This is a genomic window from Siminovitchia terrae (genome assembly GCF_003605405.2).
In the GTDB taxonomy this organism is placed as follows: domain Bacteria; phylum Bacillota; class Bacilli; order Bacillales; family Bacillaceae_C; genus Siminovitchia; species Siminovitchia terrae.
The window spans coordinates 1-23,465 of record NZ_QYTW02000045.1 but is presented as its reverse complement, the minus strand read 5'-3'; the positions used below and the strand labels follow the sequence as shown (position 1 = coordinate 23,465).

The following is a 23,465-nucleotide window of genomic DNA, read 5'->3' as shown; positions in this document are numbered from 1 at the left end:
TGTGTTTGGGTTACCCAAAAACTTGAAAAAAGTATTTGACATTGTACGCTAAACAACTAATATAAAATAGCATCCTGTATATGGGTGCTATTTTTCTAGCTTAAAGACCTAAACTTAAACACTAACGTTGTATTAAAAATTTATTTATCACATTACTCCGAACAAAATTGTCCATCAAATTTGCTAAAAGGACAAGCCTTAGTCAAAGGTGATGCGCCCATTTGGTAGAACATGTAAGTTGAGTATCGAAGACAAGAGGGACGGTCGACTTTTCCTATACTAAAATGTGTAAAAACATACAAAAAACCCCGTCCTAAGTAAAGGGACGGGGTTAACCGCGATACCACCCTAATTCTATTGATCCGATCAATAACTCTTAGCACCGTACAATCACACGTGTTCCTTGTAACGGTAGACGCCCGGTTAGACTCACTATAAGAGCCAGCTTACCTTCTTAGAGAGGATTTTCACGTGACGCTCGAACACTGACTTGCACCAAAATGTCAGCTCTCTGTAGATCAAGGCGAAACGTTACTTTTTCTCATCAACAAATTTGTATGCTTTTATTGGTGGTTATTGTAATAAACACAAAAAAAGATGTTAAATTGTTCGTGAGATTAAAATTGTAGGATTGAAATATCCCATGTAAATGCCAGATCAACGTTGTATCGTATTTTTCGGAAATCTCTAAGAAAAAGGTTACTGACGAGTGTTTGTGCTCATCAACAGCCTTCTTTTTAGTGCTTAGTTAAGTTAATTTCAGGATATTTCTTCTGAATTTCTTCTAATTTATTTTCATTGGTCCCTTTTAAATTTTTATCAAAGAAACCAAGCGCCATTTCATTGATCAGTTTATAAATCGTATTCACATCTGCCCCTGATTCATTAATGATCGGTGTAACTGCTGCTAAATCCGTAAAGCTGCCATGATTCGTTTTTGGAATGATAGTTGTGTAAACACCAGGCTTTTCAACAGTTTTATTTCTTAAATAGGATTCTTCAAATAATTCATCACGATTTCCCGGTTCTTGACCATGTGCTTCCTTCATAAAGTTAATTGATGCCTCAGCATTCATCAACATGAATGGCTTTCCAGGACCATTTTTCGGCATAGCATCTCCATACAGTCCTCCATCCATATCAATTGCTGCTTTAATTCGGTCATCCTTCACTAACATTTGTGCAGAAGTCGCACCGCCAAAAGAGTGACCTAACATACCGATTTTGTCATAATCAATTAATTCCTCAATTGGTTTGAAATTCTTATCAAAATCTCCTTTAATTACTTCACCCAAAACAAAAGAAGTATCCTGCTCCCAAAGCTTGATACGCTTGTTTAAGAATGTAATCGTATTTTCAATCGGTGTAAAATCAACACGGTCTCCATCTGGGAAAACAGTTGTTGCCGCATCCCCTGTAAAGTTAAGTGCTACTACAACATAACCATGACTTGCCAATTCCTCTAGTTGAAATGTATTCTGGCGACCATATAAACTCATCCCATGTGCAAATAAAAGAAGTGGGAATTTTTCTTTTACTTTTACCGGTGTTGCATCTTTATAAGAATGTGTTTCAGTCAATCCTAAGTGTGTAGTTGCAATATGTGGAAAGCCCTGTGTGGCTGATAATTGTTCAGTTAGTGCATCTATATTTTCAAAGTAAGGAGAACGTTTCCCTGTCCCTTTTTCAGCAGGATAATAAACCTGTACCATTAACTCCCTATTCACCTGACTATTCGGCACAACAAGTTCTTTTCGCTTTTTATCAATTAAATGAAATGTTTGAGTCCCTACTGTATACTCTCCTGTCGGCTCAGGGAATGTCATGATTGGAAAAAGACTTGGTAATGTAAACATTGCAATAGCAGTTACACCAATCCCTGCACCTTTTAAAATTTTCACACCTAATTTTTTCGAAACAATTGTGTTTTTAGGCTTCACAAAAACTTGCAATGTTAAAACGAGTGTTACGATATAAGCAGGTATCATGCGCCAGTTTGCACCGATTGCAATGATTGTTGCAAATAAAAATACATAATCGATTGCTAAAATGATTAAATTATTTTTTGTTAGACCACGTTGTCTGAAAACTAATAAAATGCTCGATAGTACCAACACAGCTACAAAAATGACTTCTAAACTTTTCATATTTTTCTCCATTTCACATACATACGAATGTATGTGTTTTTGTAAATTTTTTTATTCAATTTATAAATAGAAGAAACACCCAACATACATACATACGAATGTATGTATGTAAACAAAATAATAAACTACATGGAGTAGCTTACTATTCTTGAACTTTATCGAACAAATTCAAAAAAACCTCTTTTAATTCTTCATTTACAATTGGCATTCCAATCCCTTCAAACATCAAACGAATATGCTCAATTTTTTGAATGAATTCATCTCGACCTATACGAAATATTTCTGGATTCATCCAAATATCAAAAAGCATCGTAAAGGTTTCGGCGGCTTGCTTTGGATAAGCAATTTGTATCGAACCGTCTTGATTACCTTCCGCAATAATTTTTTGAATTCCTGGTGCAACAACCTGAATACCTTCTGTGATGCGACTAAAAACAAACTCAGCAGAATTCATTTTCAGAGGAATTGTTGATAGATTTTCTTCTTTTAGACTTTGCAAAATTGAAAAGGAAATTCCTTGTCTTAAACGATCTAACGCATTTAAATTCTCTAAATCAGGAATTTCATTAAAATAATTATTTTCCATCAACATTTCTTTCGTGATGGCATCAATAATATCTGCGCGTGTTTTGAAATGATGATAGAAAGCACCTCGAGTAATGTCCCCTACATCATCTACAATTTCTTGAATCGTTACATTGTCCCAACCATTCAGGGTGAACAATTTAACAGCCGATTCAATAATTCGCTTTCTTGTAATTTCTGGATATTTATTTCTGGCCATTTCATATCTCCCTATACATACATTCGAATGTATCTAAGATGTTAAATGAAACTATCTTATTTGTCAACAAGATGCTATTTTATTATTCAACAAATAATTATTGGTTTATTTTCAGGGGTTGAAGTTGAATATTCAGCAATTAGTTTAAAAGGACTTTCTTATTATTAATCATAAGGGATGTGGCAATTCCCTCCTGGATTAACACTCCCGTTAGTTCTGTAGTAATTAACTCAACTTTCGCACCTAGAATAATGGAATGAGTTTAAATGGCTGTAAAGTTCGGGGCTGTTGAAATATGGTGATTGACCTCAATAAATGCATGAAAAAACACCTCATCGTTTGGTATAGTTGATTTGACTAGAATCACAATATCCAAACAGTGGAGTTGCCTCCTATATGATATCGAATAATGGAAAATAAGCAACTACCAAATAAACTAACATCCACATTTAAAGAATTACAGGTGCTAGAACATCTAAGAAAAGCAGGTATTACAAAGTCTTTCGGCTTTTCTTGTGGTTATCATTTTCAATTGATTTTTTGCTCCATCTTTGAAAACAAGAACTGGTTTCAAACGCTTGAAAGTAAAAAATCTGCGATTTTCCTGCTAAGGACGCTGTCTATCGTTTCTTGATTTTGCATGGCGGAAATTTTTACTTTATCTTAGTGCCCACACGATAGGTACAGTAACAAAACTCTCATCATGACCGACCGAAGGTCTTAGTGTTAGATAGTTCTTCGTATGATCGTAATCGTAGTAAATCTGTCGAGTTACTAGCGCGTTGTTTTGTGTAGCTTTGGAATATAAATTGATTAAAAAGTTCCCTTCATTCCTAATTTAACACCAAATACAAAAACTCCATTTTGAACAAAGATTGATCAAAATGGAGGAGAGTATTTTTCTCTGCATGTGCATTTTTAAAAAAAGATTGATAATCTCGGTAAGCGAACCGTTAAAGAAATCCCTCAATTGCGAGTTTGGTAATAACTCTCAATATCGTTTATTTTGAACCTCTCATGACTGAAGTCGCGAGTATTCTCGGTTGATTATAAAAAATACAATTTCTTTAATTTTTCAACTTCGAAATCATTTGATAAATCAATAAAATATTCTACTTGCCATGTTTGAGTCCTAGCAGCATTTGTATTCAATTCAGTTACCCAACTCGGATAAACTCTAATCGCCATTTTCCCCTTCTGCTTGGAACTTTTCAATATTCCATATTTATGAAGCACTTTTTTAGGAAAAATAAATTGCCCCCGCCTTTCGTTATCTATGACGGATACGATTAATTTCTCTGGTGAATTCTCATAGCTATAGGCTTGATTGATTCCCTTAGTATCTTTCTCCCAAAATGCAACAAAATATCCCTTCTTTTTAGGAGTTAACTTAGCAAGTCTACTTCTGTAAACGTGTTTATTTATTATTATAAGTAAGCCTTCATATTCACTATTTTGGACCTCTCGTTTTAGATCAAAGTTCTCTACACTTCCAACCTCGTTCATAATATCTCTGATCAAACTTTCAGATTTCATTTTAACCCCTCTCTCCTATACATCCATCATTTTTTCCTGCCATTTTTACACAAAGAAATAATTTCACTCCATCTATTAAACTACTTTCTTCTTATCTTTTTTACAAACATCGTGACTTTATTTCAGAGCCACAATTCATATTATTTTGAGCTAGACATTCTTTTATTTAATATGAACAAGTATGTAATTAGAATTAAATTAACAAGTAAGACGATAATACTGCCTTCAATTTTATAGATGCCTCCTGATATTAATGGATTTCCTTGAAACGTACTTTTTAAGAGAGTTGGATAATCACTTGCCAAAGAAACACCACCAAGAATAATCTCTCCAATTGTATACCAAATGAAGTGAGCAATTATTGGTGCTACTATTGTACCTGTGAATTCTAATAGTAATGTTACAACTATACTCATTGAAACAACATTTAAGCACTGGGATAATACCTGCTTCAAATGTACCACCGTGCATCGCTGTAAATAAAATAGTAGTTAAAATGGTTGCCACGATTACATTATATTTTTGCTTCCATAATTGGTATAGATAACCTCTCATCAACAATTCTTGTATTATCAGATTTACGATAAGGTGTAGATTTGAAAAAAAGATTGGTCATTTAAAGCAAAGTTCGATTATTTAAAATAAAGATTGATAATTTGTAATAAAGTTTGATTGAAATCATCTCTCTCACCTCTCCTCTATAGATTTCTAGGGTTGAGATAATTTCTTGTTGATATTTATGTTAATATTACTATGGAAATTGTAAAAAATGTACTCAAACTAACGAAGCAGACTTGCAAAAGAAGACCGTTTGAAAAGAGAGGCGAATGTTATGAATGAAGGAAACCTACCATTTGTTGTTGCCATTGCTGGTGTCTCTGGTGGAGGGAAAACAACAATTGCAAAACATTTAAATGAAAGATTACATAATTCTAAATCACTATTTTTTGATGACTATGATTTTGATGGTCCTAATGACATTATTCATTGGGTTGATAAGGGAGCTAATTATGACGAATGGAACTTGGCTCCGTTAATTATAGATATAATGGGATTACTCTCTGAACCTTTAGACTTCATTGTGCTTGACTTTCCGTTTGCTTATAAACACTCTAAAACAAGTAAATTGATTGACTTAACTGTGTTTATTGATACCCCATTGGATATTGCAATGGCACGTAGAGTAATAAGAGATTTTAAAAATAGTTCTAACGAAAGTATTTTGATTGAAATGGAAAACTACATTTCACAAGGAAGACGCGGCTATCTTGAAATGCTAAAGACAATTAAACCGAATTCGGACATCATTGTGGATGGAACATTATCAATATCTAAAATTGGAGATAAAATATACGAGGTAATTTCAAATCGATAAGTCTGATTACATAGGGTGTATAGTTATTATACTATTGGGTGCGTTAATCGAAGAAGGATTAACTTTCTTTTTGTTGAATTTATTATGCATACGGAGCAGTTTAGCATTCCTGTAGATCGTTAAATTTGGGCTTTGATAAAATAGATCTCCTCAGTAAGATGAGAATAGATACACTCTAACACTCAAATTACAGGAGGAAGCTCTACTATGAAGTTTTAAAATGCAAGACAAAACCAAAGGTGTTGCTAAAAGCGATTTAAACGCAATTAGTGTAGCTTTGAAATAAAGTTTGATCAAAAATCTTACTATCCCCCCCTACTTTATGGTAAATAGAAGAATCCATTTTGAAAAAAAATTGATCAAAATGGATCCTAGAGGTTTGCATCCAGATCAACCAACGCACCCGGCGGTTTAAGTGTAATGTTTCACAACAACAGTTTAATAAGCACGAGCAAACCAAACCGTATGTTTAGCTTCTTTACCACAATTAAGGCATGTGTGCTTTGTTGTCGGAGGGTTAAATGGAATGTTTCGTGTTGTGAATTTTGTTTTTTCTTTTACATTTTCTTCACAAGCATCGTCTCCGCACCAACCAGCTAATATCCAACCAGGTATTGTTCCATTTTGTTCGGATTCTGCCAGATGTTGTTTTAACTGTTCCATTGTATCGATATGAGTGTGCGAATTCTTCGCACGGAAAACTTTTGCTTTTTCTAATAGACGAGTTTGCATTGTTTCAAGTTCTTTTTTAATGCTTTCAACTATAGATTCTAAAGGTATGGAAACTTTCTCGTCTACATCACGGGCTTTTATTAAACCTTGATTATTTTCTAAATCACGTGGACCAAGTTCAATACGTATAGGTACACCTTTTAACTCCCATTCATTATACTTATAACCTGCTGATTGATCTGAATCATCAAGACGGACGCGAATTCCTTTAGCTTTTAAAGCTACAAAGATCTCATCTAATTTTTCCAAAATTGCATGGTTCTTTTTCCATGGACCAACTGGAATCAAAACAACTTGAGTTGGTGCTATTTTTGGTGGTAAGACAAGACCTTTTTCATCGCCATGAACCATAATCACAGAACCAATTAAACGTGTGGACGTACCCCAAGACGTTGTATGGACATATGCGTGTTTATTTTCTTTATTTAAATATTTAATATTAAATGCTTCCGAAAATTTTGTACCTAAATAGTGTGACGTGCCTGCTTGTACGGCTTTTCCATCTTTCATCATTGCTTCAATGGAGAATGTATCAATCGCACCTGCAAAACGTTCTGATGGTGTCTTTTGTCCATCATAAACTGGAATCGCAAGTAATCCTTCTACTACTTCTTTATAAATAGTTAACATTTGCATTGTTTCCTTACGCGCATCTTCTTCATCCACATGAGCAGTATGACCTTCTTGCCATAAAAATTCAGAAGTACGGATGAATGGAAGAGTTTTCTTTTCCCAACGGAATACATTTGCCCATTGATTAATTAAAACTGGAAGATCTCGATAACTTTTAATCCAGTTTGAATACAAATGTCCAATCATTGTTTCTGAAGTTGGACGCAGTGCTAAACGTTCTTCTAATTTCTCTCCTGCAGCTTCTGTTATCCAAGGAAGTTCTGGTGAGAATCCTTCAATATGATCCTTTTCCTTTTGGAAGAATGACTCCGGAATTAACATTGGGAAGTATGCATTGCGGTGACCGGTTTCTTTAAACCGCTTATCCATCTCTTCTTGAATATGTTCCCATATTTCATAGCCATCTGGTTTAAATGCAATACAACCACGAACTGGGGTGTAATCGATTAAATCAGCTTTTTGAACAGTATCAATATACCATTTTGAAAAATTGCTTGTGTTTTGAGACATCTTCTTTTCCTCCTGAGAAAATAAAATAACTTAATAATATAAAAAAAGCATAAAGAGTCCAAAATAAGGACGTCTTTACGCTTATAGACGTGGTACCACCTTAGTTCGACATTAATAAAAAATATTATGTCCTCTAAACGTTTGTAACGAAACGACTCGGTTAACTAACATCTCCGTGGTAGGGTTCAATAAGAAGAGGTGATATAGCTTTCAGCCAAGGCTATATTTTCTGTTTCACAATCCTTATTTACTTGATCACATCATTGATTACATATTTAGATATGATAATATCAATTTGCTAAATGTAATTCAATACCTTAACACATATAACATAATCTAACACTTCTTAGTCTGGATCTCCGGTGTTTTCTCCACCAACAGCTACACGATCACAACGAAAAATACAATCGAGGACAGCTTGGTAGAAAAGCTAGTGATCACGGATATGAGAACAACCCCCTTCACCAAATAGATTGGCTATATCTCATTCAGCATTACGAGTTTGATTAATTATTGATTGGTTGATGAGATCAGTTAATGCATCAACCCCTTTTGCTTCTAAATGTACACCGTCCACGGCAAAATACTCTGGGTGCTCAATAGCTTCAGAGTACCAATCAACCAATGTAACATTATCTTTTTCTTGGGCTTTTTTATAAAACGCATTATTCACATTACTTTCCCATGAGCGTGGTACACGTGTATTTACTAAATAAATATGGGAATTTGAGAAAGCATCAAGCAATGTGTCAATTTGATTATTAGTAAAATAACCATTTGCCCCCAGCTGAATAATGACTGCTTTATCTGGGTGATTAAACTCTGCATAACTAGGTGCTAATTTGACGGCTTGTGAAACTTGTCTTCCAACTTTTGCATCAATTGTAATATTAGGATCTATTATATGTAATCTTGAAGCAATATCTATCATAACAGAATCTCCAATGGCCAGTATTCCTGTATAAGATTTATTTGCAGGTGTAACACTTGTATCATTTTTCTCTTTTTGGCCTGTTTGTTTAAATTCTTCTTCATTATCTCGATCGGAAGGATTTTTTTCTAATGCAATGCTTTCCCTTTCCTGATTCGTAACTGAACCGTTACTTCTGGAAGACTGCTCTTCACCATTTATTTTTACTTTAGTTGGATATGACCCCTTTGAATCTTTTTGTTCTTCACCTTTTACCATACCAGTGATACCAGTAATAAACAGTAGAAAGACTAGAGGAATAAGCACAGATAATGTTTTTCTACCTAAAGAAAAGCTTCTCCACTTTAAAGTATTAATTGTAGAATACTGGCGAAAGAATGATCGGAATCCATGTTTTCTAATCGGTGTTTCAATATAACGATAGGATAATTCCGCAATGATCAATATAATGACTAGTTGTAAACCAACACGCCAGTATGCTGGATTCCCTATTTCATGAACAGGGGTACCTAACACGATAATAGGATAATGCCAAAGATAGATTCCGTAAGATCTTGAACCAATGAAGCGAAGCGGTTTCCAAGAGAGTATTTTCCCTAAAAAGCTCGCCGGGTGACAAACACAAGCTATCAGGATAGCTGCATTTATACAAAACAGGAACATCCCGCCTCTGTATAAAAAAACTTGATATTCATCAACAAAAATAACGCAAAGTATTAAGATGTTAAAAGCGATCATACTTGTTATATTTAGTATATTCATATGCTCAGTAGTAAGCTTTTTGGACGTAAGTCTTTTCATAGGCCAAAGAAGAGCTAGAAGACAACCAATAAGTAGTTCAAATGAGCGGGTATCTGTTCCATAATAGACACGACTAGGATCAGTACCTGGCTGATACAGCACACCCATTAACAATGCTGAACATAATGTCCCAATCAAGATGAGTATTGAAAACTTGCTTTTCTGTTTAAAAACATATAGTCCAAATGCCAACATAATGGGCAAAATGATATAAAATTGTTCCTCAATCGCTAGCGACCATAAATTCTTCAAAGGTGACGTAGAACCAAAACTATCAAAATATGAGATTTTATGAAAAATGAACCACCAATTGCTTGTATAAAAAATGGCAGATATTGCATCTCCGCGAAGGGTGTTAAGAAGCTCCGAGTTAAATAACATCGCCCAAACAAATGTAGCTATAATCATTACATAGGCAGCTGGAAATAGGCGGCGAATCCGCCCAATCCAAAATTGACGTAATCCTATTGTTAACCGATCTCCTTTTACTGTTAAAATGGTAGATGTTATTAAGTAACCCGATAAAACAAAAAAGATATCAACCCCGAGGAATCCTCCTCTAGCCCAACTAAAATTAAAATGGTAAGCTATGACAGATAGTACTGCTAAAGCTCTAAGTCCATCTAATCCAGGGATATAGCGGTGATTTGGTGTCTTGCCTAACATAGTAAATTCCTCCATAATCTGTATAACTTCTCATGGTTGTTTATGTTTTTAAAATTCTTAGTGATGTCCGCGCCGTCTCTTCTAATTCATTTTTAGAAACAGTCTCGCTAATAGACGTTACTACCTAATGATTAGTTTCATTAAAAAATAAAATATAAATTCCTAGTTAGTGGTAAATTATTTTTGAAGGCAAACTTTGATTTTCTTAACCGTCTTTTTATTTAAAAGCTAAAAATAGATGTAATCCCCGTTACGAATATAAATAGATAGGAGGAATTTTATTATAATCGTCCAGAATTATTCTCCTTTCTTAGCTTTGTTTGCGTAAGTAAAAATGAATGTTTTATGTAAAAAAGCTACAAACTTTTTTCTTCTAAGTACTGTAGTAGATGTTTGATCCTACAGTTTAAAGAGGATGTCATCCATATTTTTATCTAATCAAATGCGCCTTGGCGTATTTGCGCCCAGGTTTTATCGAGCTCCGCTCGATAAATTTCCTCTGAAAATCTGTGGCATCCGCCGGAGGCTTTAACTTTATTCAGCCGGGGTTTGAACCCCCACTGAATGGAATACCAATAGGCATTCATCTCACCACTTATAGGAGTGGGAGATTTCTGCTGAATGAAGTTAAATTAATTGTATATTTTTCACCTATACATAAACTTACTAACTTAATAATACTGCCGATATATCAAATCCATTCTCTGTTACTAACCTTTAATACTCAAAATATTGATTTTTTATCCTTAGCTTTTGTTCTTCCAATTATGTGATACACATATATGGCTTAACTAATTTTGAATATAGCTAACCTGAATAAAGAACTGATAAAACAGAAAAATCTTCTCTCCGCTATATAATAATGAAGAAAAGGGGTGCAATTTGAGACACTGTTAAATTTTGGGGTTACTTTAGTTGATGTTGATAACATAATCAGTAAAAATTTCTATAGGATTTTTCTGTTTGATTATCGGGTCGAAACACACGATAAAATAGAATCTTTAAGCCCCAGCTTTTCAGTAGACAGCTAAAGGCGATCATTACATTTACTTTGAAATAGGCCCTATAAATTAAAATATCCGTACACCTAAGACCAAAAAGAATTTATGGATATATGGATTAAAAATACAATCCATTTTCCAGTAATCCCCTGTAATTATGTTCGACACAAGATACGAGATACATATACGATATAGCAGATCAACAAAAAATAGATTTAGTTTTTTTAGAAATTAACGCTATAATAAAACTAGAAAATTCCCCTTTAATCTTTCAATATTCAATGACGTTGCTATTCAACTAAAATTAAAAATCAAATGCTTTTCTGATTAAGGTGTATTACTATTTTTTACCTTTTCTTCCCATGTTTGATACCATTTTTGAATTGTTTCATCAGGTTCAGTACTATATTCTTCTAATAACATTTTCTTTAACTGAGTATATTGCTCTTTAACTGAATAACGATCACCAAATTCGTTATATAACTGCATTAATATGAAGTAGCTTTCATCATTAGATGGAAGAACCTTTTGTATCTTTAAATATTGAATAATTGCTTCTGAGTAATTCTCTGAAAAAATGTAAAAATCCGCTATCCTTTTTAATTGCTTTTGCCATATACTCTGTAACCGAGTCTTTTCTTGTTCTGTCCACCAAAAACCATCTTCCTCAAAATAATCTCCTTTATACAGTTCAATAATTTCTTGATGTTTTGAAATAGTATCTTGCATGACTAATGGTAATCCTTCTATCCCTTTTTCCAACTCATCTACGTCCAGTAATACATTGTTTAACTCCAGCTTATAGCTATTTTCAGAGCTGATAATTGCGATATTGAAACCAATTGATTTTAACAATCTTCGGATTTGGTAAATGGTTGAGTAAAGTTGTGAATATCCTTCTTTTACCTCTACATCCGGCCAAAAATGTTTCAATAAAACATCTTTTTGTACGAAATTCCTGCGATTTTGGATTAAAAATGCGAACAATTCGCGAGTTTTAGATGTTCTCCAATGTACATCGATTTCCTCAGTATTCTTGCCATAGTATTTAAAATTTAACTTTTGAAAACAACATACCATCGGACAGGCAGGTGTTGTCCCTTTGATCATATTTATTGAAAGACGGCTTATTGTTTTAATGATTCTTTCATCGTCAAATGGTTTCAACATATAATCGTATCCATATTGATCAAATGCCTGAACAGCATACCGCTCACAGGCTGTAATAAAAACAATTTTGATATCTGGAAATGCTTTTTTTATTCCTTTAGCCAAGTCTATCCCGCTGATTTCAGGCATTTCAATATCAAGAAAAACAACATCCGGTTGACTTTTTATAACTTCCTCCAACCCTTGAAACGGGTTAGTATATTTTCCCAAAACTTCAACTTCCTTGATTTTTAGCAACTTTTTCTCCAAGAGATCAAGTACTAAAAATTCGTCATCAATTAATACTGCCTTCAATTAAGATACTCCTTTTTTATATTTTCACAATACACCTTAGATAACTTTGAATCTCTAAATCTACCAATATTTAGCTTCAGTCTATGCTTATAAAACATTTTTTTGAAAATAAGTGTATGTAAAAAATCCGATCATAAATAACTTTTTTGAGATTGGATCAGTAAGCAATTTTTGTTTTATTTCCTGATCGTATTAATCAATTTGCCTTGTACAGCAATTCTTTCTGATCCATCAACTGTACAAGTAATCATGGTAATTTCATTTTTATCTTTTCTATCATCTATAATTTCCACTTCTGTTGGTTGAATGCCCATAGATCCTGTGACCCTATATACATGTTCTATTTTTTCATGCAAGTAAACTTTTTTACCTGCAGAAACATCAGGCAAATTACGGAAATGGCGATTACCTCGATATGACCGGCTATTGCAAAATTTCCTACACCGGGAGTTTGATCTTTTTTTAATTGTGTCAACGCTATGTTTAAGTTTTCTTCTGTTGTTTCATTCAACACTTTTTGTTTTAATTCTAGAAGGAATTTCCAATTCTAACACATCTTTAAGTTGACCTTCGGTGAAAGATGAATTTTCAAAATCAGCTGATCCCTCAAACAGCAAGGAGAGGGCTTCTTCCAAAGCCCTCAATTCTTTTACTTGCTGCCACTCATGGTAAAGTGGAATGGAGATAAGGGTCAGTCCCCAAGCAAAAAACAAGACCAAAAAGATATTTTTCACTAGTGCCTATGTACAGCAACAATTATTCACCTGTTTGCGGAAGCTTGTTGATCAGATTGCCTGGTTTGCTTGGTTTACCTTCCTCAGGATCTGCAGATAAACGATCATTTATATTGCTATTTTAAATGGGCGAACTCCTCCACTTTATATTGTTCCCTTGCCCGACTGCTTTTCCATGTTTGGTACCATGTTTGAACCATTTCATTTGGCTCCGCACAATACTCTTTATGCAACATATTCTTTAAAAGGCTGTACTGCTCTTCAACCGAATAGCGGTCTCCAAATGCATCATATAGCTGCATTAATACAAAATAACTTTCTTCTTTGTAGGGCAGTGCCTCTTGTATCTGCATATACAGAATGATTGCTTCTGAGTAATTTTTTGAAGAAATATAAAATTTCGCAACCCTCTTTAAATAATGTAACCATTGAATCCTCATTTCGTTCTTTTTACTCTCTGCCCATAAATAACTTTCTTCCTCCAGATAGTCACCATTATACAAATTACATATTTCTTTATGTTTTGATAAGGTATCTTCAGTGACAAAAGGAAATTCTTCTCTCCCTTTTTTCCACTCTTCAACATCCAGTAACACATCATTTAGTTCCAGCCTGTAACTACTTTCAGAGCTGATTATTGTGATATTGAATCCAATCGATTTCAACGTTTTTCTGATTTGATAAATCGTAGAATAAAGATTTGAATATCCATCTTTAATGTCTACATCCGGCCAAAAATATTCCAGCAACATATCTTTAGGTATAAATTGATCGCGGTGGTGGATGAGAAACGCGAACAGTGCTTTTGATTTGGATGTTCTCCATTTTACATCTATCACCTCTGAATTCTTTCCATAGTATTTAAAATGTAATTTTTTAAAACAACATACCATCTGACGGGCCAATGTTGTTTTCTTACTCCCCATTCTTGATAGCAAGCAACTTATAGTTTCTATGAGCTCTTCTGCGCGATAAGGTTTTACAAGATAATAAGCTGCCTGAAGCTTAAATGTGCGAACAGCATCTTGCTCAAATGCTGTAACAAAAACAATATTCATATCTGGAAATGTTTTTTTTATTTCTTCAGCTAAATTCAGGCCACTAATCTCAGACATTTCAATATCAAGAAAGACGGCATCAGGTTGCGTCCTAATGATTTCTACCAATCCTTGATGAGGATTGATGAATTTCCCAATAACTTGTACCTCTTCGATTTCATCCAACATTTCACCTAGTAGTTCAAGCATTAATAATTCTTTATCGATCAATATTGCCCTCAATTTAATTACCCCTTTTACAACGCACCATGATTACCTTTAATTAAGGTATTGTCTAAACAAAGATAGTTCATGGTATTGAAAATAATACAACTTATAAAATCCCTATCACAGAGATAGGACTAAAGTAGATTTTTTTATTTCTTAATTGTTTCAATCAATTCCCCTTTGACAGCGATTCTTTCCGATCCGTCAATTGTACAAGTAATCATCGTTATTTCATTTTTGTCTTTCTTATCATCTATTACCTCTACTTCTGTCGGCTGGATAATCTTTGAAGCTGTCACCTTATAAACATATGTTTCATCTTTTGAGTGTAAGTAGACTTTTTCACCATATTGAACATTCGGTAGATTACGGAAATGACGATCACCGCGGTAACCTCTATGTCCGGCTATTGCAAAATTCCCTTTACCGGGGGTTTGATCTTTTTTTAATTGTGTCAAAGCGATGTTTAAATTTTCTTCTGTTGTTTCGTTCAACACTTTTTGCTTTAAATCGATGGAGGGGATCTCTAGTTCCAGTACAGTTTTAAGCCGTTCCTCCGTAAAAGATGAATGATTAGAATCGGATGATCCCTCAGATAGCAAGGAGAGGGCTTCTTCCAAAGCCCTCAATTCCTGTGCCTGCTGCCAATCATGATAAAGTGGAATGGAGATAAGAATCAGTCCAGCAAATAAAAATATAAGACCCAAAAATGATTTTATATTTTTCACAGACGCCTCCCCCTCCATTTTTTATTCAGAGTTTCTTTTTCTCCAGAACAGCAATCCACCACCAATTAACAGTAGTGCTATTCCCAAAACAGTCATGTACAATAACAATTCTTCACCTGTTTTCGGAAGTTTGCTCATGAGCTTGCCTGAATCACTAGATGTACTTGTTTTGTTTGGTTCACTTGGTTTGCCAGGTTTACCCGGTTTGCCTGGTTCGCCAGGTTCACCTGGTTTGCCTGGTTCACCCGGTTTGCCTGGTTCGCCAGGTTCACCTGGTTCGCCAGGTTCACCTGGTTTGCCTGGCTCACCCGGTTCGCCTGGTTTGCCTGGTTTGCCTGGTTCACCTGGTTCACCTGGTTTGCCTGGCTCACCTGGATTGCCTGGATTGCCTGGATTGCCTGGTTCACCCGGTTTGCCTGGTTCACAAGGCTTTTCCGGAACAATAGTGACTGGTACTTCTGGTTTTTCAGGGTTTTCCGGATTCGTTGGATCTGTTACGACCGCAACGTTCTTAATCTCACCACAGGCTTCCTTGTCTACTGTTGCTGTAAAAATAACGGAAGCTGTTTCTTCCCCTTTCAGTTCTGGTATTGTAACTGTAAATTTATTACCGTCTATTTCCGCAGCTGCCTTCTCGCCATTTAGCTTAATGGAATCTTTCACTAAAGTTAAACCTTCTGGAAGTGCGTCTTCCACTGTAATATCTTTCAGTACGCTACCTTTTACTGTGTTTGTAACTTTAATCGTGTAATCTAACTTATCGTCTGGTTTGGCTTCTTTCTTGTTGACGAGTTTTTCAGCAGTAAAGTCACCATCTGGGGTTACTTCCACCGGGACTTCCGGCTTTTTAGGTTTTTCCGGATCCGTTGGATCAGTTATGACCGCAACGTTTGTAATCTCACCATAAGCTTCATTGTCTACTGTTGCTGTAAAAATAACGGAAGCTGTTTCTTCCCCTTTCAGTTCTAGTATTGTAACTGTAAATTTATTACCGTCTGTTTCCGCAGCTACCTTCTCACCATTTAGCTTAATGGAATCTTTCACTAAAGTTAAACCTTCTGGAAGTGCGTCTTCCACTGTAATATCTTTCAGTACGCTACCTTTTACTGTGTTTGTAACTTTAATTGTGTAATCTAGCTCATCGCCTGGTTTAGCTTCTTTCTTGTTGACAAGTTTTTCTGCGGTGAAATCACCGTGTATAACTTTTTTCACCAAGCCAGCATCAATTGTGTGATTCTTATCACCAGCTTTAAGTTTAATGATTTCCGTTTTCCCGTCATTATTTGGGTCGGCATCAGAATCAGCAGCACTATCGTTCCCTTTTTTATATTTCGTAAATTCGTAACCCTCCGGCAAATGGAACTGAACATAATAGTCACCTGGTTCCAAATTCGGGAACAAGTAGTACCCTGGATTACCTTTATGATCGTCACCAGTGATTGTTGTAGAAATTATGTTTCCATCCTTATCCAATAGGTCAACCCTAACTCCGTTAACACCGCTTTTAGGATCTTCATTTTGAATTCCGTCTCCATTTTCATCAAACCAAACGTAATCACCAAGTTCAGCTTTTTCACTTGGTTGAATTTTCACTCCAACTTTAATTGGTTCAGCTGGAAGCACGGCTTTCCCTGTATCTGCTCGATTAGCACTGAAGGCGAAAGAGTTCCAAGCTACTTCGCCAGTTGTTGGTGCACCGACAGGCGCTCTCATTGACCAAGTGAGGTCAATTGATTGACCAGGCTTTAACTCGTTATTGAAGACGAATTTTAATGCTTTTACAGTAGTTAAATCTTGAAGTGGTTGTGCATCCCAAGAACCGTTATCTTTACCAGTTCGTGGGTCCATTTTCACATGATCATCTGTACTGTACAATACTTTGACACCGTCCGGAACCGAAACAGCACCAGATAGAACAGGACTCCATTCACTTTCACGATGGTTTTTAACTAATACTCCCTCATCATCAATTCGTGGCAGGACATCGACAATGGCAATTTCTTTCATTGAGATGGTTCCACTGTTTTTGACCACTAACTTGTAATCTACTTTTCCACCAGGGGTTGTCTTTCCGACTTCAGGGTGTCTCGACCACCCTTCGTCCAATTCACCCTTAACCCACTTGACTGATTCTAGGTTAATAGAAGAGCTGACATTAATTTTTGTATCAGCAAAAATGAACCATTCGCCATCTTCATGTTGTTTTTGGTTTTTGAAATTTGCATCATTAACATATCCGTGTGCATCTGAACTAACTGCAACACGATTTTCAATCGTACCTTCTGAATCTTCCTTCAGTGCATCTTCTTTAATTTTCGCCTTAAATTTTATGAAAAAATATTTGTCTATTGGGAGACTTCCAGGATGCTCCTTATCCCAATACCATTTCACCATCGTACGGCCTGTATCTTTATAGTTCTGAATGACTTCGAATTTCGGAGCTTTCAATTCGTTTACATCGCCGCCAAATGTCCAGCTTCCTTCAACATACTCTAATCCTTCAGGCAATAAATCTTCTACAACAGGGTTGTTAAAGTTGTCGCTACTAAGATAATGATTATCAACTCGAAGCGTGTATGTTACCGCATCTTCCGTCTTAAAGTTATAATCATTAGCCCACTTTTGTACTTTTAAAAGTGGTCGGTCGTTTACGACGTGTACATCTGCACTATCTTCTACCTTCTTTTCTTTACCATCGAAGGTGTAGGTTAGCGTTCCTGTGTTCGTAATTGTTTCGTAAGGCTTATCTTCGGGTAATTCTATTTGATAATCTTCAGCTAACTTATAAACAACAGAAAAAGCTCCATGCATTTCAAAGGAAACTGGTATATCACCAAAAACTATACGAATGCCTGCTACATTATCCGGCAATTCCAACGACTTGTTTTCCTTTGCAGAGACCGTTTCCCATTCGACCCAATTAACAGGATCTTTCGTTGTCGTTGTATAAACTTTGTACTCATCGATTCCTGAGAATTTTGGGGTATAAATTCTTTTTAACTCTAATCCTTTCGGTGTCATATCCACTAGCTCAGCATTTTTAAGTGGATCATTCGCTGCATTGGTGATCCCACCAACGTAAAAGGTTACCTCTTGACCCGGAGAGATTTCTCGTTGAGAGCTATTGACAGATTTCCAGAGCCAAGCGCCCCAATCACTCGGTTTTTCAACAAAGCCGTGTTCTGCCTCAGCTTCCAAACCTACTGAATTTTCCCCGATAGGTGTATACTTTCCAGTCACCGTATTAGTGACCTTTGTTTCTTTAGTCGCCTCAGGATATTTTACTGTAACTTGGAAACTTTGATAGTTAGCATCCGTTTTTAGAGACGGAGTCCAAGTAACAGTATGTTTTTTAGTATCATAGACTCCCTCTGGAGAGGATGATACATATTCTGCTCCTTCCGGAAGTTGATCCACGATCATGGCGTCTTCAAGCTGTAAAGATCCATTTTCGTTCCCGTCGCCTTTCGTATTGCGGAAAACAATCTCGTACACTACATTGGTATTAGGCATAGGCTCAGGATGCGGTTTTATTTTTTTCTTCGTTAACTCCCAATTAGCTTTAGCTTTCGTAGAAACTATCACATCTTCAGCTTTCCCTGAAGCTTCATCACTTATAAATTCAGTTTTAATGGCAGCTTCTGTACCATTTGGTGTGGTATAATTAGGAAATTTAAGGTTGTTAATCCGCAATTGTCCTGTTGAACCAGCATCTATATTGTCCTGAAGATTAAAGATAATTTGATGTTTTTCTTTGTCGTACACATAATTTTTAAAATGACTCGTCAGCTGAACGTGTGGTGGGTCAAATTCAAGTTCAGGTGGCAATTGTACGACCATTTTACCGTTCGAAAAGCTGCCTGTTAAGGATGAAAGACTGTAATCAATTAAGTAAGAAAAATTTTCTCCAGACAAGGGATTTTCTTTTGTTACGCTGCCATCCAGTACAACACCTTCTTCTGGATGTGGATCATCAGTTTTTTTTGTAAAACCGTGAGTCACTTCATCATTTACCGTAATAGAATCTGTGGCTCCAGAGGGCTTATACTCAGCACTCGCTTTACTCGTTACCTTCGTTGCTTCAGTAGCATTCGGGTACTTCACAACAACGATGAATCTTCGTGGATTATCCGGCTTAAAGTTTGCATGATCCTTCTTAATCCCACCTGGATTCACCCAAGTAACAGTGTGCGTATCAGGATTATACGATCCACCAAAGGTAGCACTAACAAATTCAGCACCCTCTGGAAGCTTGTCAAAGAAAGTAACTTCTTCTAAGTCAACCCATTCGGACTCCTCAATACCTTGTGGGTCATGTCTAAACGCCATCTCATAAGTCGTATTTCCGTCGTAATATGCTTCTAATACTTTCTTCTCGATTTTCCATTTTGTCACTGTTTTTTCTGTGACTTTCTTATCTCTTGATTTTTCATCCTTTTCAATTACCATCTCATCGTTAGATGACTGGACATTATCATTTAATTGTTCGCTAGGATTTGTTTTCGCTACATCAGAACCAGAGCGAAAGACAACATTAATAATATGTGTCTTTTCATTTAGCTCAAATGGAATCGAGACTTCTTCACTATCTTTTGTGATGCCTTTATTGAACATCGCTTGAATAGTAAGTGTACCGCTAGCATCGACTGCTTTTTCATTAAAAGTTGCTGATACGACTCCGTCCGTATTAACTTGGAAAGCACCTACTTCTACATTTTCCGCCCCGACTAATTTACCTGTTTGCTCATTTTGCACTTTCAGTTCTGAAGGCAGTGTAAACGAGTAAGTATCTCCTTCACTTACATCCAAACCTTCTAAAGACCAATCATAGTTCACCTTCACAGTGGTTTCTAAACTTGGTAGTTGATCTGGATTACTATCATGATCAATGACCGTACCATTTTCATCAGTCAAATATACATTTTTTAACATACTTCGCTCTAATTCTTTAGCCATTACAACATTAGATAAACCTAGCCCACTAAAAATAGTTTGAGAGACTAGGACAAACATCAGAGTAATAAGGCTTATTTTTTTCCTCAATTTAACATAACCCTCTCTAAACAATAACCATTTTTTCCATGACACAAGTTTTCATCATTTTCAAATAGAAGTCCGACGAATTATTAAGTTAAGGAAACCTCCTCCTTTCGTCTAAAAAATTTATTTTTAATGGTAAATATAAACAAATGCAAGTATAGGGGGGAGAACTATACAATTTCTGCACTGGCAACTGTTTTACATACTTCTATGAATAAAGATTAAATAATAGGTCTAAATGTATCCGATACCAAAATTGAGATATTGGGGTTTTGATATATTAAATGTATTTTCCAATTGCATTTTTGACACTTTTGTTACTTTTTTCAACAGTGTGGTTTTTTTCTCAAAAAAACACATTCCGTTATTACCAAATTTGATAGAGTGAATCCCATGATTATAAGCTTCCCTTTATGAAGCGATGAAAAAGTTATCTGAAGGGAATGATTCCTCTCGACTGACATTAATAGTTGTCAATTACCTCCCGTTGTAATAGGGTTTTGTCATTTCAATGCGTAAAAAATGTGTAAAATGAAAGTACATGAGTTAAAAAAGACACTCCGATTAGTTTTTCTTTTTCGGGGTGTCTTTCATTTCATCATCTTTATTTAACTTCATTCAGCAGAAATCTCCCGCTTCTATAAGTGGTGAGATGAATGCATATTGGTATTCCATTCAGTAGGGGTTCGAACCCCGGCTGAATAAAGTCAAAGCCTCCGGCGGATGCCACAGATTTTCAGAGGAAATTTATCGAGCGGAGCTCGATAAAATCTGGGCGCAAATACGCCAAGGCGCATTTGATTTATTCTGCATTATCTATTTCCTACTCGATCCAATCTTGCCATCCTTTCCAAAACCTTCTCCTTTTTCTTGTTCCCATTGTTCCCTTGTACGGAATGTAATAATTTTTGTGTTATATGCCTTCAGCTTTTTTCTTCTCCATCACAGTACAAAAAAAGACTTCAGGGGCATATCCTGCAGTCATTCCACAAAACCTCCACCCTTAGTTCTTATAAGTAAAACTTATTTCTTTCTCTTTGGAACGTATTTTACTTTTTTATATACAAAGAAGCGCACTCTTTTAGTGGTGCGCCCGTTTGTTGTATAAAGTCATAAAGGCAGTCCCTGCTGTAAGGACTGCCCCCTTCCCAAAATTTTATTATTTCTTACCAATTAATATTTCCAAATCGACGGTTATTTGAGCTGAATTCGCTTTTAAGAATGACTTAACTTGTCCCTCCGTGGTTGCCCATGATAAAGGAGTCATTTGAACCAGCGTTTGAATTGCTGGATTATCAAGTGTCACAGTATAACATAGTCTTGAACTATCTACCAATTGAAAATTCTCATTAAATCGTTCAAAAGTATCAACATTAGAATAAGATTGTTTTACAGGTTCATCGAATATAACTTCTCTTAATTCCTTTAAGTAGCCACTTTGGGAAACAACTTTAACTACTAAACCATCAGCTTTTAACAATCTGTTAAATTCTGCATAATTTGAAGGTGACAAGATGTTCAATATAACATCAAATTGCTTATCCTTAAATGGTGTATTGGCAAGGTCAGCAACAGCCCAAATCTTATTGGTGTAGTTCTTAGCGGCTATCAATACGCCTTCTTTAGAGAGATCAATTCCTACTCCTGTAGTTATTTTATTATAATCAGAACTAACAATTTCACTAATATTGGATAGATGTGAACCCTCTCCACATCCCATATCAATTAAAGATATTGTTCCTTTTTTAAAAGCATGTTTATTTATGATTTCAGCAATTGCTTGACTTAGTGGTTTAAAAAAACCATTCTCTGCAATAAGTTTTCTTCGTGCTTCGAAAAGATCCTTGCTGTACTTAGTTTTTACCAGGTGAGTCGTCAAGTTGATATATCCTTGCTTTGTAAAATCAAACGTATGGTTGTTTGAGCAGATTAAACTTTTTAGTTTAAAAACCTTCATTGATGAATTACAAATAGGACACTTAAAAATAGATTCAAAATTACTTAAATGCTCCGCACTCTTCATTCTTTTATTCACTTTAACCAAAGAAGCCACCTCATTCATTCATTTTTAGATAAATGAAATAGTCATAGACAAATAAACCTTCATCATATTTTTTAAAAAAATATGAATCGGATCTGGAAATAGTCTATACCTGTTACTATCTATAACGAATGAATTGAATAATAATGAAAATAACTCCTTTGAGTAGGTCCATAGGAATCTAATCAGTAAACACATTAGCATGATTAACTTCTCGTTGCAAGTGTATATTTAACTTTCAATATAACTTGTATGATTGTTTCAATGTAATACTGGTTCGAAATGACACTTCGTTTTTCTACAATATGGCCCTAATAATTGAATAATAATGAAATATAATACTACTGATTACAACCACATTCATATTCCTTAAATTCATATTCTTTGTACAATTTTAATTCTTTAAAGTCACTCGTAACAGAATGATAAACTTTTATTAAAGGAGCAAAGTCTATTTTGGCAAATTCCTTTATTTGCTTATCCATGTCAGCAGAGGAATCTAAAGCATACTCGCTCATTTCTTCATATAAATTATTGTGCCCACAGACATCATACGTGACCGCAATATAATATCTTGTCATTATACCACTCCAATAATGTCAGACTTTCGCCCCCCTTAGAAAAAAGACGCTTTCTCTATTAAAGAAAAGCACCCGATTATTGAAATTTCCTGCTTAATCTAACTATCCCCATTAAGGTAAACTATTGGTCTCTTTGCTTAGTTTGTAATAGTCTATCATTGAAGCCTCTTCAAAACCACAGGATTTATAGAGGTTCAAAGCACTCTTGTTTCTACAGAAACTTGCAGCATTACTTCATTCACTTGCTTTGCCTTTAGCAGCTGCACCGATTTTATTAATATCTCCCTGCCATACCCCTTCCTTCTATATTCTGGAAGAACTCCCAACCCGTAAATTCCACCTATACCATCACGTACTTCCAAATGAACCTTCCCTATGATTGTGTTATTAAATTCAGCAATTTGAACTACTCCCACTTAACATCCTTATGGTCTGTTTGAAGTGAGAGATTCCTAAGAACACCTTCGTAACCGAAAGTTTTGATTAGGCTATCCCC

The 23,465-nt window shown here is 35.4% G+C and carries 17 protein-coding genes, 2 pseudogenes and 2 other annotated features; of the genes and pseudogenes, 2 read left to right on the top strand and 17 right to left on the bottom strand.

What is annotated here, in order from left to right; genetic code table 11:
• Positions 1–318 precede the first annotated feature (318 nt).
• Positions 319–557, bottom strand: a binding site (T-box leader).
• Positions 558–737: 180 nt separating this feature from the next.
• On the bottom strand, positions 738–2,147 hold the full coding sequence (locus tag D5F11_RS24910; protein ID WP_120119255.1) for an alpha/beta hydrolase family protein: 1,410 nt from the start codon (positions 2,145–2,147) through the stop codon (positions 738–740).
• Between the two features lie 142 nt (positions 2,148–2,289).
• Positions 2,290–2,931, bottom strand: coding sequence for a TetR/AcrR family transcriptional regulator (locus D5F11_RS24905; RefSeq protein WP_120119256.1), 642 nt, complete (start codon positions 2,929–2,931; stop codon positions 2,290–2,292).
• A gap of 396 nt (positions 2,932–3,327) precedes the next feature.
• Between D5F11_RS24905 and D5F11_RS28300 the strand changes: the two are divergent.
• Positions 3,328–3,720 (top strand): annotated as a pseudogene (locus D5F11_RS28300) (IS4 family transposase); the annotation flags it as partial.
• Positions 3,721–3,978: 258 nt separating this feature from the next.
• Here the strand turns inward: D5F11_RS28300 and D5F11_RS24895 are convergent.
• From D5F11_RS24895 to D5F11_RS28295, 3 genes and pseudogenes are all read right to left on the bottom strand, one after another.
• Positions 3,979–4,467, bottom strand: coding sequence for a MepB family protein (locus D5F11_RS24895; protein WP_120119257.1), 489 nt, complete (start codon positions 4,465–4,467; stop codon positions 3,979–3,981).
• A 140-nt stretch (positions 4,468–4,607) separates the two neighbouring features.
• Positions 4,608–4,922: a hypothetical protein gene (locus D5F11_RS24890; protein ID WP_245998320.1), complete on the bottom strand. Its 315-nt coding sequence runs from the start codon at positions 4,920–4,922 to the stop codon at positions 4,608–4,610.
• A 28-nt stretch (positions 4,923–4,950) separates the two neighbouring features.
• Positions 4,951–5,022, bottom strand: a pseudogene (locus D5F11_RS28295) (hypothetical protein); the annotation flags it as partial.
• A 277-nt stretch (positions 5,023–5,299) separates the two neighbouring features.
• Between D5F11_RS28295 and D5F11_RS24885 the strand changes: the two are divergent.
• Entirely contained in the window at positions 5,300–5,842 is a 543-nt protein-coding gene (locus tag D5F11_RS24885; protein WP_120119258.1) for a nucleoside/nucleotide kinase family protein, read from the top strand.
• A gap of 438 nt (positions 5,843–6,280) precedes the next feature.
• Here the strand turns inward: D5F11_RS24885 and proS are convergent, their stop codons facing one another.
• The 12 genes from proS to D5F11_RS24835 form a co-directional block, all read right to left on the bottom strand.
• On the bottom strand, positions 6,281–7,717 hold the full coding sequence (gene proS / locus D5F11_RS24880; protein WP_120119259.1) for a proline--tRNA ligase: 1,437 nt from the start codon (positions 7,715–7,717) through the stop codon (positions 6,281–6,283).
• A 62-nt stretch (positions 7,718–7,779) separates the two neighbouring features.
• Positions 7,780–7,990: a binding site (T-box leader), on the bottom strand.
• A 211-nt stretch (positions 7,991–8,201) separates the two neighbouring features.
• Positions 8,202–10,115: an acyltransferase family protein gene (locus D5F11_RS24875; protein WP_120119260.1), complete on the bottom strand. Its 1,914-nt coding sequence runs from the start codon at positions 10,113–10,115 to the stop codon at positions 8,202–8,204.
• Positions 10,116–10,549: 434 nt separating this feature from the next.
• Positions 10,550–10,702, bottom strand: a complete 153-nt coding sequence (locus D5F11_RS27080) for a hypothetical protein (protein ID WP_185830904.1) — start codon at positions 10,700–10,702, stop codon at positions 10,550–10,552.
• Positions 10,703–11,443: 741 nt separating this feature from the next.
• A complete protein-coding gene (locus D5F11_RS24870) occupies positions 11,444–12,580 on the bottom strand; it encodes a response regulator (RefSeq protein WP_120119261.1) in 1,137 nt (378 codons plus the stop codon).
• Positions 12,581–12,756: 176 nt separating this feature from the next.
• A complete protein-coding gene (locus D5F11_RS27875) occupies positions 12,757–13,047 on the bottom strand; it encodes a sortase domain-containing protein (RefSeq protein WP_280519778.1) in 291 nt (96 codons plus the stop codon).
• 36 nt (positions 13,048–13,083) lie between these two features.
• Positions 13,084–13,314, bottom strand: coding sequence for a hypothetical protein (locus D5F11_RS27650; protein ID WP_244862043.1), 231 nt, complete (start codon positions 13,312–13,314; stop codon positions 13,084–13,086).
• Between the two features lie 116 nt (positions 13,315–13,430).
• Positions 13,431–14,582, bottom strand: a complete 1,152-nt coding sequence (locus tag D5F11_RS24860; protein WP_126646685.1) for a response regulator — start codon at positions 14,580–14,582, stop codon at positions 13,431–13,433.
• Positions 14,583–14,728: 146 nt separating this feature from the next.
• Positions 14,729–15,307 (bottom strand): class D sortase, encoded by a 579-nt coding sequence (locus D5F11_RS24855; protein ID WP_244862042.1) that lies wholly within the window; start codon positions 15,305–15,307, stop codon positions 14,729–14,731.
• Positions 15,308–15,328: 21 nt separating this feature from the next.
• Positions 15,329–20,395, bottom strand: a complete 5,067-nt coding sequence (locus D5F11_RS24850; RefSeq protein WP_126646684.1) for an SdrD B-like domain-containing protein — start codon at positions 20,393–20,395, stop codon at positions 15,329–15,331.
• Between the two features lie 1,111 nt (positions 20,396–21,506).
• Entirely contained in the window at positions 21,507–22,382 is an 876-nt protein-coding gene (locus D5F11_RS24845; protein WP_120119267.1) for a putative RNA methyltransferase, read from the bottom strand.
• 347 nt (positions 22,383–22,729) lie between these two features.
• Entirely contained in the window at positions 22,730–22,969 is a 240-nt protein-coding gene (locus D5F11_RS24840) for a hypothetical protein (protein ID WP_120119265.1), read from the bottom strand.
• Between the two features lie 194 nt (positions 22,970–23,163).
• Positions 23,164–23,385, bottom strand: coding sequence for a GNAT family N-acetyltransferase (locus D5F11_RS24835; RefSeq protein ID WP_120119266.1), 222 nt, complete (start codon positions 23,383–23,385; stop codon positions 23,164–23,166).
• Between the last annotated feature and the right edge of the window lie 80 nt (positions 23,386–23,465).